The 12,933-nt window shown below is 59.2% G+C and carries 13 protein-coding genes; 6 read left to right on the top strand and 7 right to left on the bottom strand.

Going from position 1 to position 12,933, the window contains the following annotated elements; all coding sequences use genetic code 11:
* Positions 1-6 precede the first annotated feature (6 nt).
* The 4 genes from J0X15_RS14715 to J0X15_RS14700 form a co-directional block, all read right to left on the bottom strand.
* A complete protein-coding gene (locus J0X15_RS14715) occupies positions 7-894 on the bottom strand; it encodes a F0F1 ATP synthase subunit gamma (RefSeq protein ID WP_206942277.1) in 888 nt (295 codons plus the stop codon).
* 30 nt (positions 895-924) lie between these two features.
* On the bottom strand, positions 925-2,454 hold the full coding sequence (gene atpA, locus J0X15_RS14710; protein WP_206942276.1) for a F0F1 ATP synthase subunit alpha: 1,530 nt from the start codon (positions 2,452-2,454) through the stop codon (positions 925-927).
* Positions 2,454-3,056, bottom strand: coding sequence for a F0F1 ATP synthase subunit delta (locus J0X15_RS14705; RefSeq protein ID WP_206942275.1), 603 nt, complete (start codon positions 3,054-3,056; stop codon positions 2,454-2,456). The genes atpA and J0X15_RS14705 overlap by 1 nt, the downstream gene beginning before the upstream one ends.
* 328 nt (positions 3,057-3,384) lie before the next feature.
* Entirely contained in the window at positions 3,385-5,592 is a 2,208-nt protein-coding gene (locus J0X15_RS14700) for a primosomal protein N' (RefSeq protein WP_331461925.1), read from the bottom strand.
* 245 nt (positions 5,593-5,837) lie between these two features.
* On the opposite strand from J0X15_RS14700, the gene fsa reads away from it, so the two are divergent.
* From fsa to J0X15_RS14675, 5 genes are all read left to right on the top strand, one after another.
* Positions 5,838-6,491, top strand: coding sequence for a fructose-6-phosphate aldolase (fsa, locus tag J0X15_RS14695; RefSeq protein WP_206942274.1), 654 nt, complete (start codon positions 5,838-5,840; stop codon positions 6,489-6,491).
* Between the two features lie 317 nt (positions 6,492-6,808).
* Positions 6,809-8,113, top strand: coding sequence for a DUF1835 domain-containing protein (locus tag J0X15_RS14690; protein WP_206942273.1), 1,305 nt, complete (start codon positions 6,809-6,811; stop codon positions 8,111-8,113).
* A gap of 51 nt (positions 8,114-8,164) precedes the next feature.
* Complete coding sequence (locus tag J0X15_RS14685; protein ID WP_206942272.1) at positions 8,165-9,133, top strand: tyrosine recombinase XerC; 969 nt, start codon at positions 8,165-8,167, stop codon at positions 9,131-9,133.
* Between the two features lie 186 nt (positions 9,134-9,319).
* Positions 9,320-9,544 carry a 30S ribosomal protein S21 gene (gene rpsU / locus J0X15_RS14680; RefSeq protein WP_206942270.1) on the top strand — a complete coding sequence of 75 codons (225 nt, stop codon included), beginning with the start codon at positions 9,320-9,322 and terminating at the stop codon, positions 9,542-9,544.
* Positions 9,545-9,905: 361 nt separating this feature from the next.
* A complete protein-coding gene (locus tag J0X15_RS14675) occupies positions 9,906-10,337 on the top strand; it encodes a hypothetical protein (protein ID WP_209015356.1) in 432 nt (143 codons plus the stop codon).
* A gap of 6 nt (positions 10,338-10,343) precedes the next feature.
* Here J0X15_RS14675 and J0X15_RS14670 read toward each other — a convergent pair whose 3' ends face one another.
* On the bottom strand, positions 10,344-11,045 hold the full coding sequence (locus J0X15_RS14670; RefSeq protein WP_206942261.1) for a cation transporter: 702 nt from the start codon (positions 11,043-11,045) through the stop codon (positions 10,344-10,346).
* Between the two features lie 79 nt (positions 11,046-11,124).
* Here J0X15_RS14670 and J0X15_RS14665 point away from each other — a divergent pair, with 79 nt between their 5' ends.
* Positions 11,125-11,544, top strand: coding sequence for a MerR family transcriptional regulator (locus tag J0X15_RS14665; protein ID WP_206942258.1), 420 nt, complete (start codon positions 11,125-11,127; stop codon positions 11,542-11,544).
* Positions 11,545-11,555: 11 nt separating this feature from the next.
* Here J0X15_RS14665 and J0X15_RS14660 read toward each other — a convergent pair whose 3' ends face one another.
* Both J0X15_RS14660 and J0X15_RS14655 read right to left on the bottom strand, forming a co-directional pair.
* Positions 11,556-12,188: a ferric reductase-like transmembrane domain-containing protein gene (locus J0X15_RS14660; RefSeq protein WP_231710429.1), complete on the bottom strand. Its 633-nt coding sequence runs from the start codon at positions 12,186-12,188 to the stop codon at positions 11,556-11,558.
* Positions 12,189-12,193: 5 nt separating this feature from the next.
* Complete coding sequence (locus tag J0X15_RS14655) at positions 12,194-12,682, bottom strand: peptidase associated/transthyretin-like domain-containing protein (protein ID WP_206942256.1); 489 nt, start codon at positions 12,680-12,682, stop codon at positions 12,194-12,196.
* Positions 12,683-12,933: the final 251 nt, after the last annotated feature.

The raw sequence follows: 12,933 nt of genomic DNA, 5'->3' as shown, positions 1-12,933 counted from the left end.
TCCGGTTCAAAGCGCTTCCGCGCCCGAAATAATTTCAATCAGTTCCGTCGTGATCTGAGCCTGACGCTGGCGGTTGTACTTGATCGTCAACTTGTCGATCATGTCGCCTGCATTGCGCGTCGCATTGTCCATTGCGGACATACGAGCACCCTGTTCGGAGGCCGCGTTTTCCAGAAGAGCCCGGAAAACCTGGACGGAGATGTTGCGTGGCAAAAGATCTTCAAGGATCTCTGCTTCACCCGGCTCATATTCGTAGACAGCGCTCGCAGACGCGGCTTCCGAAGCTTCTTCCGCGACCGGAAGATCAGCAGGAATGAGCTGCTGCGCAGTCGGGATCTGTGCGATCACAGACTGGAAGCGTGAGTAGAAGAGCGTGCAGACATCGAACTCACCGGCGCCATACATGGAAAGGAGTTCCTCTCCAATGGTATGCGCGTCGCTGAATGCAAGTCGCTTGACGTTGCGAAGCTCGATCACCTTGACGACGTGGCTGCCAAACTCGCGCTTGATGACATCGTAGCCCTTCTTGCCGACGCAGATGATTTTCACCGTCTTGCCGTCTGCGAGCAGGCTGCGAGCATGGTCGCGCGCGAGCTTTGCAATGTTTGAGTTGAAGCCGCCACAAAGCCCACGTTCGGCGGTGGCGACGACCAGGAGATGGACCTGGTCGCTGCCCGTGCCGGACATCAGCTTCGGAGCGTCATCACGGCCATCAAAGGCGACCGCGAGGTTTGCCAACACCTCACCCATGCGCTCGGCATAGGGACGTGCGGCTTCCGCTGCTTCCTGAGCACGACGCAGTTTCGCCGCGGCCACCATTTGCATGGCCTTGGTGATTTTCTGCGTCGCTTTCACGGAAGCGATACGGTTTCGTAAGTCCTTCAGGCTCGGCATGGCCGCCCCTGCTCCTTATCCCGACTGCGTTTAGGCGAAGTTCTTGGCGAATGTGTCGAGCGCAGCTTTGAGCTTGCCCGTCAGATCCGCATCGAGAGCCTTCTTTTCCCAGATCGTGTCCAGGAGTTCCTTGTGCTCACCGCGCAAGAACAGAAGAAGACCTTCTTCAAATTCACGCACCTTGGAAACCGGCTGCGCATCAAGATAGCCGTTCACACCGGCATAAATGACTGCGACCTGCTCTTCGGTCTTCAGCGGAGAGAACTGCGGCTGCTTCAGAAGTTCCGTCAGACGTGCACCACGGTTCAGCAGACGCTGAGTGGTGGCATCCAGATCGGACCCGAACTGAGCAAACGCTGCCATTTCGCGATACTGAGCCAGCTCACCCTTAATCGGGCCCGCAACCTGCTTCATGGCCTTGATCTGCGCCGACGAACCCACACGGGACACGGACAGACCAACGTTCACGGCCGGGCGGATACCTTGATAGAACAGATCGGTTTCCAGGAAGATCTGACCATCAGTGATCGAAATCACGTTTGTCGGAATAAACGCGGAAACGTCGTTGCCCTGGGTTTCAATGACCGGAAGAGCAGTCAAAGAGCCGAGGCCATTTTCTTCATTCAGCTTGGCTGAGCGCTCCAGAAGACGGGAGTGCAGGTAGAAAACATCACCTGGGAAAGCTTCACGTCCTGGCGGGCGACGCAGAAGCAGAGACATCTGACGGTAGGACACGGCCTGCTTGGTCAAATCGTCATAGCCGATCACTGCGTGCATCGAGTTGTCACGGAAGTACTCGCCCATCGCACAACCGGCGAAAGGAGCCAGATACTGCAGCGGAGCCGCATCGGATGCGGTCGCGGCAACAACGATGGAATATTCCAACGCGCCGGCGTCTTCCAGTGTCTTCACAAACTGAGCGACTGTGGAACGCTTCTGGCCGATTGCAACATAGATGCAATACAGCTTGGCGTTTTCGTCGTCACCAGAGTGCAGAGCCTTCTGGTTGAGGAATGTGTCGAGGAGAATGGCGGTCTTACCGGTCTGACGGTCACCAATCACCAGCTCACGCTGACCACGACCAACCGGGATGAGGGCATCAATCGCCTTCAAGCCAGTGGACATCGGCTCATGAACAGACTTACGCGGCAGAATGCCCGGAGCCTTCACGTCAACGCGACGCTTTTCAGTGGCTTCGATCGGACCCTTGCCGTCCAGCGGGTTGCCGAGCGGATCGACAACACGACCGAGCAGGCCTTTCCCAACCGGCACTTCAACGATGGCGCCGGTCCGCTTGACCGTATCACCTTCCTTGATGGTGCGGTCGGACCCGAAAATAACGACACCAACGTTGTCGCTTTCCAGGTTCAAGGCCATGCCCTGGATACCACCAGGGAACTCGACCATTTCACCTGCCTGAACATTGTCCAGACCGTAAACACGGGCGATACCGTCACCGACGGACAGCACCTGACCAACTTCAGAAACCTCGGCTTCCTCGCCGAAGTTCTTGATCTGGTCCTTGAGGATGGCGGAAATTTCCGCGGCCCGAATATCCATCAGCCGACCTCTTTCATCGCGAACTTAAGTGAATTGAGCTTGGTACGCAGCGACGTGTCGATCATGCGCGATCCCATCTTGACCACAAGGCCACCGATGAGTGCAGGATCCACCTTAACTGCGAGATTTACGGTTTTGCCCCGGGAAGCTTCGAGCGCTTCCTTCAAGGCAGCGACTTGATCGTCGGACAGCTCAGCTGCCGCCGTGACTTCCGCCGTTTCCACACCACGCTTTTCAGCGAGCAGGGCACGGAAAGCCGTGATCATGCCGGGAAGAACGAAGAGGCGCCGATTTTTGGCGACCAACTTCACAAAGTTTGCTGCAAGGCCAGAAATCTGAGCCTTGTTGAGCAGCGCAGTGAGCGCATCAAGCTGCTCTTCCGCGCTGAACGCCGGGCTATAAACGAGACGCTTGAGATCCGCGCTTTCTTCGAGGAAGCCCTCGAAAGTAGCCAGATCCCGTTCCACGTCGGCAATCACACCAGTTTCCTCGGCAAGGCCGAGAAGGGCGGACGCGTACCGTTTAGCCACGCCGGATACAAGAGATACGTTGTCAGTCACCAGGTCCGAGCTTTCTGACGCATTCCAGCGCCCCGCGTACATAAGCGCAGCAAGGCGTTGAAAAAATTAATGAATTCAGGGTCATAAGGCAAGACGGCAGAACCGTTCCCCCAAAGCCGCGCCTCAATTAGCACAGGGTTTCACCATGTGCAACTTCGCCTAAAGGCGGTAAAGCGCCATTTCTTGCTGTTTTTTCTAACATTGGCACAAAAAAGCAGGGTCGACAGTCCTTGCCATTGCCCCAGATCACGCAGCGCTCAAGGGCGGAATCCCGTAGACTCGCCTAGGTTGCCGCCCTTCCCGCACCCTATGGATATCTAACCAGAAGAGCAATCTAGAAACACCGCGAAAAAAACTGCACCAAGCTGGCTTATAAAAAATGTTGCGGGTCAATATCGAGCTGCACCCGCAATCCCCGGTTCGGTTTCGGACCAACATCCAGCCAATGGCGCAAATACGCCTGCAGATCAAACTGACGCGGCGCGATCAGCAACAGTCGGTAGCGGTGTCGACCCCGGACCATGGCAAGGGCTGCCTCCGCCGGCCCCAGAACGGTGACAGCGCGATCCGGCGGCGCCACCCTGGCCAAAGCGCGAGCGAAGCCTTCTGCCGAAGGTTTATCCGGCCCCGAGATAATGAGAGCTGCCATCCGGCCGAAGGGCGGGAGCCCGGCAACCTGGCGCGCTTCGATCTCTGCCTTGTAGAAAGCATCCTGATCCTGATCCATCAACGCTTTTAGAACCGGGTGTTCCGGGGCGTATGTCTGCAGAAACCCAAGGCCTCCACCGGTAACACGGCCGGCACGACCGGTGACCTGCGCCAGAAGCTGGAAGGTTTTTTCCGAGGCGCGCGGATCGCCATGGGCCAGCCCCAGATCCGCATCAACGACACCGACGAGGCGCATCTTGGGAAAATTATGTCCCTTGGCGACAAGCTGTGTGCCGATGACGATATCTGCCTCGCCTTCCTCGACCAGCTTCATTTCCCGCTTCATCCGCTCGGCACCGCCGGGCAGATCAGACGAGAGAATCAGCGTGCGTGCCTCGGGAATCAGGCTCTGCACCTCTTCTGCAATGCGCTCGACGCCAGGCCCGCAAGCCACCAAAGACTGCGTGGATGAGCATGTCGGGCAGGTTTCGGGCATTTTTTCGAAGTGACCGCAGTGATGGCAGACCAACCGGCCCTGGAACCGGTGTTCAACCAGCCATGCACTGCAATGCCGGCACTGGAAGCGATGTCCGCAGGTGCGGCACAGGGTCAGTGGCGCATAACCGCGACGGTTGAGGAACAGCAACGACTGCGCCCCATCTGCCAGGGCTGTCTTCATCGCCTCCAGCAGACCAGGCGCCAGCCACCGCCCGCGCTCTGGCCCCTCACGACGCATGTCGATGGCGCGAATCTGCGGCATTTCCGCGCCGCTGGCCCGCTCGGGCAGCAGATACCGAGCGTAACGGCCGTATTCCGCGTTGACCCGGCTTTCCACTGAAGGTGTCGCGGAGGCAAGAATCACTGGAAACCGTGAAATATGTCCGCGCACGACCGCCATATCGCGAGCTGAGTAAGGTACGCGGTCATCTTGCTTGAAGGCCGCATCATGCTCTTCGTCAACGATGATCAGACCGAGGTCGTCGAAGGGAAGGAATAGCGCGGAGCGGGCGCCGATCACCACCCGCACGTCGCCGGAAGCCACGCCGCGCCAGACCCGCCCGCGCTTCTTGGGGGTGATTTCGGAATGCCATTCGGCCGGCAAAGTGCCGAAACGCTGCTCGAAGCGGCGCAAGAACTGCGCCGTCAGGGCAATCTCTGGCAAAAGAATCAAGGCTTGTTTGCCGCGTTCCAGAGCTTCGGCAATCGCCTCGAAATAGACTTCGGTCTTGCCAGAACCGGTCACCCCGTCGATCAACGATACGCTCGTTCCCTTGTCAAAGGCCGCCCGCAAACCATCAGAAACCTCTTTCTGGGTCAGGGTCAGTTGGACCTTGGCAAAATTCGGATCGGGTTTCGCTGCTGGCGGCACCGCTGGCAATTGTACCTGCTGCAGCACGTCCTGCTGCAGCAGGCCGTCGATCACCGAGACACTGACGCCAGCCGCCTGGGCAAGACCGGACTTGGGCCAAGCCATTCCGTCCTCGACCAGAGCCAGAACTTTCTTGCGGGCCGGCGTCTGACGATCAGGTTGACGCCCCTCTGCCCAGCGCACTCCGGTAATCGGCGGCTCGTCTTCCAGCGCCTCTTCAGAGCGCAGAACCATGCGCAGAACCATGCCGGGCGGCGCCAGCGTCCAATTGGCGACCCATTCGACAAAGCGCCGGAGATCCGGTTGAAGTGGACGCGCCTGCTCAAAAACGCGAGTGATGGTTTTCAGTTTTTTCGGGTTAATTGCAGCGTCCGGTTCGCCGTCCCATACAGCGCCCAACACCTGGCGTGGGCCAAGTGGAACCTGAACGATTGTGCCCGGTTCGACATGCAGACCTGCCGGAACCTTGTAAGTGTAGGCCATTGGCACGGCGACCGGCACAAGAACGCTGACAATGGTCTCACGCTGATTTTCCGAAGTTGGAAACAGGTCCTCAAACACCGAAACAGACTTTCTTTTCTTCAGGCACTTCTTCAAGCTTTTCCGCGGGGCGGAGAGATGCCGGGACGGCGAGCTGCTCGTGAGGTACGTACCCCAAAATACCAGCCTTGCACGAATCGGGGGTTCTTCTGCGGCGCATCCTACGGTAAAGAGACCTCGACTTGGAATTCAATCGGGTGCCCGTCCCCTGAGGATGGCCACCCGGATCGCGCCACATATCGGGTGCATATTAGGGAGCACAACCCATGAAGTTTTTCGTCGACACTGCCGACACCGCAGAAATCCGTGAGCTGGAAGACGCAGGTCTCCTCGACGGCGTGACCACCAACCCGTCGCTGATTGCCAAGTCGGGCCGTGATTTCAAGGAAGTCATCGCTGAAATCTGCGGCATCACCAAGGGCGATGTTTCCGCCGAAGTGGCCGCGACAGACTTCGACGGCATGATGAAAGAAGCTGCCGAACTGGCGAAGATCGCTGACAACGTCGTCATCAAGCTGCCGTTGACACTTGAAGGCCTGAAGGCTTGTAAAGCTCTGACCGACAAGGGCCACAAGACCAATGTGACGCTCTGCTTCTCGGCCAACCAGGCGCTTCTGGCTGCCAAGGCCGGCGCAACCTACATCTCGCCGTTCATCGGTCGTCTCGACGACATGAACATCGACGGCCTGGAGCTGATTCGTGAAATCCGCGTGATCTATGACAACTACGGTTTCGGCACCGAGATCCTGGCTGCGTCCATCCGAACCGCCAACCACGTCAGCGAATGTGCGCTGATCGGCGCTGATGTTGTCACCGTGCCGCCAGCAACCCTTAAGGGCCTGGTCAAGCACCCGCTGACAGACAAAGGCCTGGCCGCGTTCCTGGCAGACTGGGAAAAGACCGGTCAGAAGATCGTCTAAGGCACAGCGCCTTAGTGGTCTTGCCGGATCCGATCAGGGCATGACCATGGAAACCTGAAAGAATGAAGCCCGGCCTCTTCGAGCGCCGGGCTTTCTTTTTCAAGACCCATGTCTCCCTCATGCTTGCCACAGTTTCCTGTGTCACCTAGACTTGCTCGCAAGGCCCTGGGCGGGGCCTCCGGTCCGCGGAAAGACGTTTCACGCCTTTGATTGACTTGCCGGTGCCAGAGCAGCCTTCGCTGCAGGCACCAGGACATCCGATTCCCGCTCGATCCGGAGAGGCGGACACTGGACGACAACCGAGCCCGGGGGTCCCCATGACTGACAACTTGCGTTCGACGCAGGATATGCCGCTGCTTTCCGAAGCCGATCTGTCGCTTTCCCTGCACCGCCAGCGTAAACGTGCCAAGGAGCTGCGGGATGCCGTATGCTCCGGCGCACCAGAGGCCCTGGCACGCCTTAAGAAGCATCACCCACACCCCGACCGACCCGATCCAGCCCGTTTCAAGCTGTCGGATGCCCAGTGTATCGTGGCGCGGGAGGCCGGAGTGTCGAGCTGGCCGGCGCTGAAAACCCATGTCACCCAGTTGGAACAAGCAAAAGCCGCCATCGAATCGGGTGAAACGCTTCCCGACGATGACCTTCCCACTTTGCACATTCGCTGCGGCAACGACATCGAGCGCCCATTGCGCCGAGCGGGTTTTTCCGGCGACTTTCTGATGATTGCCGATCCGATTTGTCAGGGTCCTGTCTCCGCCGGATTGGGCGCATTGGAAACCCGCGCGCGTTTCCTCAGCAGCGATTATCCAGGCCAGGACTTCGACGATTCCCTGACCAAACTTCAAGCTTCAGAAGACAGGCTCAACCGAGCGCATGAATTCGCCCGCGTCGCGCTTTGGTTCGAGCATGATTGCTACGATCAGTTGCTGTTGTGCAAGGTGCTGACGAGCCTGCGCGCTTCCGGCGCCGATCGTCGGCGGGTGGAAATCATTACCCTCGACAAGTTCCCCGGCCATCGGAAGTTCATCGGTATCGGTCAACTCTCTCCAGCCGCCCTGCGGCATATGTACGCTCGTCGCATAGTCGTTCCCGAAGAGGCTTATGGCATCGCCAGTCGGGTCTGGGAGGCGCTTAGCGCGCCTTCGCCTGAATGGCTCGGTGCTTTGGCGCTGAGTGAAAACAAGACCCTGCCGTTTCTCGCGAGGGCGCTTCAACGTTATCTCGCCGACCTTCCCGGAGTGGGCGATGGGCTGTCCTTCACCGAGCGCGCAGCCTTAGGCGTCCTGACAGAGGGCCCCCTGCCGTGGGCCGAAATCTTCCGCAAGTTCATGCGCGAGCTTGATCCGCTTCCCTTCCACGGAGACCTGATGTTCTACGCTGATCTGCTTCGGCTAAGCGGCGCCGGCGACCCTCCCCTTCTCGCCGTGCCCGCCGACACCGACCTCGCTTGGGGAAAACAGGTTTTCCAACTCACAGACACTGGCCAGCAACTGCTTGCCGGACAGAAGGACTTCAAGAGTTGCAGGCCCCTGCCGCGTTATCAAGGCGGCGTCACCTGCTTTGCCGCGCCGGACTGGCGCTGGGATGCCAATCTGCAAAAACCTGTGGCCTTGCCGCTTTAGAGTTCGCAGCAATTAACGAAAAACTGGGAGATCTCGTGGCACGACAGAGGCATGGCATCTTCCGCTTCCACCTCCGCCGATACACTTCTGATCATCGCCCAACCGGACCTGAACCAGCGTCTTGGTCTGTGGCTCGATCATCTGGGTGACGAACGCCGCCTCGCCGACAAGACACTTGTCGCCTATGAGCGCGATATCCGCCAGTTTCTGCGGTTTTTGACCGATCATCTGGGTGGTGCGCCTGCGGTCAAGGATCTGGCAGATCTGAGGCCAGCGGACTTTCGTGCCTATATGGCCCGCCGCCGCCAAGGCGGTGCTCAGAGCCGGTCTCTTGCTCGTGGGTTGGCTGGAATACGCTCGTTCCTGTCGTTTCTGGAAAGGCGCGGTGAGGTAAATGCTGCCGCGTCCTCCGCTGTCCGTCCTCCGCGACAGGGGAAATCCCTGCCCAAACCCGTGTCAGCACCCGAAGCAATGGACCTCATCAGCGGCGATCTGGCGCTTGAGTCCGAGCCCTGGATCGAAACGCGGAATGCGGCCGTGATGACACTGCTTTATGGCTGCGGCTTGCGCATTTCCGAGGCACTGTCTCTTACTGTGGCTCAGGCCCCGACCCCAGATGCCAGAACTCTCAGAATCAAGGGTAAGGGCGGAAAAGAACGGCTGGTTCCTCTTTTACCCGCTGTCGGTGAGGCCGTGAGTACCTATCTCAAGCTTTGCCCGCATCCCTTGTCCGGCTCAGATCCGCTGTTCGTCGGCGTACGGGGTGGCCCCCTGAGCCCGCGCATTGTTCAGAAGGCGATGGAAAAACTGCGCAGCGCGATGGGCTTGCCGAAGTCGGCGACCCCTCACGCCTTGCGGCATTCCTTTGCCACGCACTTGCTGGCAGGGGGAGGAGATTTAAGGACCATTCAGGAACTGCTCGGACACGCCTCGCTTTCCAGCACGCAGATCTATACAGAGATTGATAGTACCCGCCTGCTTGAGGCATATGACAAGGCGCACCCTCGCCACCGTGGCTGACTCTGGACAACCCAGCGAGAAAGCAGACTGAAACCGCGAATTTTTGCGTTTTTCGCGGGAAAGGGGGTGCATTCTGAAAAAAAGCTGATAGGGTCGCGCGCTCATGGGCCGGCCCCGTTTCATGCTGTGTAAATGTGGTGTTCAGCGCCCCCCCGATTAACCCGAATTCATGCCAAAGGAGACAACTTGCAAGTTCTCGTCCGTGACAACAACGTCGACCAAGCCCTTCGCGTTCTCAAGAAGAAGCTGCAGCGTGAAGGCGTTTTCCGTGAAATGAAGACCCGCCGCGCCTACGAGAAGCCGTCTGAAAAGCGCGCTCGTGAAAAAGGTGAAGCTGTTCGTCGCGCCCGCAAGGCAGCGCGTAAGCTGGCTCAGCGCGAAGGTCTGATCGCAGGCGCTCGCAAGCGCTAAGTGGTTTGGGGCAGTCGTCCTGACTGCCCGTCTGGCCCCGATTTCGAGATCCCTGTTCAAGCTTTGAACCATCTCACTCCGGGCCCCGCGGGATATCCCGCCGCTTTCTAACAAAAGCGAAATGACAATGACGCCGCGGCTTTTTTTGCCGTCGCGGTGACTGGAGCTGATGCCAAGGCGTGGAATAAAGTCCCGCCTTGGCCTCCCCCTCCCCTTGCTGCCGAATGCCGCTCGCACGGCCGCCCAACGCTTTCCCCACATCGCCAAGATACTAACCCGGCCTCGCATCACTAAAATGCTTACCGGAGTGTTAACGCTTCCTTCACTGGAGGTTGGCACTGTTTACGCACGGAGCATCTCCATGCGAAATTTCTGCCTGCTTGTCCTATCTGCCCTGCTCACCATGTCCGTCCTTCCGGGCCTGACGCCCTCGTCTGCTGTGGCTCAAGGACGGATCTATTGCCCGCTGCCGGAAGATGGCACCTGGGTCAACAAAACCGCCGCCCCGAAGCAACTGACCCGGCTTGAAGTTGAAACCCGCTGTGAGAACGACAAGGTTCTCGCTCGCATTCGCGCCTTCACGTCCTGTGTGCCGCGTGACTGCAAGTGGGGATGGACGAAAGCGGAAATTCGTGAAGGCGGTGGATTCCGGGTGCTTCTGATCGGCTTTCTCAGCGCCAAGCTGATTGATATCCGGGCCATGGGAGACAGCCTCGATGCCTATGTCACCGAAATTTCCCACGACCCGGCCCTTCCCGACGACGTAAAAAGCTACACGCTGCAACGGCAGTAGATGCAGCTAGCGGATCGTGTCCGCCTCGGCGTGGTCTTCATGCTCCGTATGCCTCTCATCGTCATCACTGTGCTCATGCGGGGAATGCGCCGTTTGCTGACGCACCTCGACCAATGACTGCCGCAGAATCTGCCAGGCAGAGGACAGGAACAGTGACGCCATAAGGCCGGCGACGATCAGATCCGGCCAGCCGGTGCTGGTGCCCCAGACGCCCAGTGCTGCCAGCATCACCGCCACATTACCGATGGCATCATTGCGCGAGCACAGCCAGACGGAGCGCACATTGGCATCGCCGTCCTTGTAGCGCATCAGGATCAGCACGCTGGCCAGATTCGCCGCCAAGGCCATAGCCCCAACGATGCCCATCACCTGAGCCCCCGGCACGCCAACATAGAAGACCTGATACAGCGTGCTTCCTGCCACCCACAGCCCCATGGCGAGCAGGCTGACGCCTTTTGCCAACGCCGCAGTGGCCCGCACCTTCAGACTGGCACCGATAACCGCGAGCGAGATGCCATAGGTCAGCGCATCGCCAAAGAAATCGAGAGCATCTGCCTGCAGTGCCTTCGACCCAGCCGCCTGACCGGCGACCATCTCGACAACGAACATCGCCGCATTGATGACGATCACCGCCCACAGGCGGCGTTTGTAGTCCGCCGAAACACCTTCAAAAACTGCATTGTGATCATGGCCGCAACCCGCACCCATCTTCGCCTCCTTGAACATCTGAATTTATCACTTAAATGCAAGATAGGTGCTCTAGCCACTAGAGGTTCAAGGGGTTCGCATGCATTTTTCCATCGGAGAGTTGTCCAAAAAGACGGGCGTGAAGGTTCCCACCATCCGCTATTATGAGCAGGAGGGGCTAATCGCACCGCCGATCCGGACGGACGGCAACCAGCGGCGCTATCAGGACAGGGACCGGGAACGGCTGGCATTCATTCGCCATTCCCGCGACCTTGGCCTGACGATGGAAGCTATTCGCGATCTGCTCAACCTGTCTGCCCACCCGCAAGCCCCTTGCGAGAATGTCGACCGGATCGCCGCGGATCAGCTGGAGGCCGTACGGGAGCGAATTGCCCGACTGCAGCGTCTCGAAACGGAATTGGCGCGCATCGTCCGCAGCTGCGACGGCCATCATCCGATTGCCGAATGCAACGTCATGGCAGCGTTTTCAGATCATGGAAAATGCGATGGCGACCATTGAGCGCGATTGCGCTATCGCCGTCTGATCATGTGCGATTGACGTCCCCACCGCCGACGTTTGACCAGGATCACCAGCAATGCAATGACTACTGCGAGGCAAAGCAGGCTCTTGGTAATCATCTCCATGGTGCCGACGATCAGCAGGGCATGAACCACGCTGCCGATGACGATCACCACCGCAAGGCCGGTATGGATCTGTTGCCAGCCCCACAGCGCAAAGCTCAGGCGTGTGCGTAACGTCACCAGCAAGGCGGAGGCAAAGACAGCCCACATGGCGATGACGCCGAAATAGGAAAACACGGTTGGCGAGCGAAAGAGCAGCGCATCGACTACATCCGGCGGGCTGGTTACCCACAAACCGCCGACATGAACGATCACCAGGACGACCAGGCTGCAGCCAATCCAGCGATGCAGGCGACGTGCCTGCGCGCTGGACACGCCGGGCAAGTAGCCGCCGGCCAGGAGGGGCTGCAACAGCAAGAGCGACATGGCCGCGACACCACTGAACCCGGCCAGGATGTAGATGCCAACGCGCCATTGCAGCAGCGGGCTGCCGGCAGCGAATCCAATCGGCACCACAAGAAGAAGCGCGAGCACGGCCCAGATCGCGACGCACAGAAACGGATGTTTGGGCCAATCTGCCAAGTGGATCAGGCCGCCTGCAGAACGAATTGCGCTTCCAGACTGGTATCTCCGGGGCTCCGCATGACCGGCCTCAGAAAGACCGTTTCGAAGTCGCCGCTGTCATAGGCCAGATGGGCATGCGGCTGGCCGAAGGTGGGCACGATCTGCGGCATTTCCAACCGGAAGACACCATCGGCATCCGTGAGCGTCGCGCCATGTGAGCGCGCATCACGCTCGCGGCCTTCGGTGGTGTGTGCCCAGATCTGGATGCGCTGGCCTGCCAGCGGCGCTCCGTCCCCGGCCCTGCGAACCGTACCCGACATCCAGAAGCCGCCGTTGCCGATCCTCTGCACGATGGGCGCGCCAGGACGATAGTTGTTCGCCCCACCCCGCATGGAGCGCGTCGGCGCAACACCCGCCGCCTGTGCGGGCACCATCAACCCGGTCGCCGAGGTGACCAGAGCGGCAGCACCTGTGACAAGAAGATTTCGGCGGGTGATCAACTCGCGGGTCATGCTTTGTCTCCTGTCGGTCTCTTCGCCCTCTCACCCGCCTAATCTCCTGTTCCCTTCAGCGGAAAGCAGATACCCGGGGTATGGGCGGTTTTTCAGCATACACCTAAGCTAGGGTGGACAGTGCCTCTCTCAAAGGGACTTCACCGCTTCGTGATAGATGAGCCCCTCACCATGCCCATCCCTTCGATTTTCGGGTTCCAGTGGAGCCGGATGGTAGGTTCAAACAAAAAAGGCCGAAGCATCACTGCTCC

The organism is Roseibium limicola (assembly GCF_017313085.1).
Lineage (GTDB): Bacteria > Pseudomonadota > Alphaproteobacteria > Rhizobiales > Stappiaceae > Roseibium > Roseibium limicola.
Note: the sequence above shows the minus strand (reverse complement) of the source record. Positions and strands in the feature narration are given on the sequence as shown.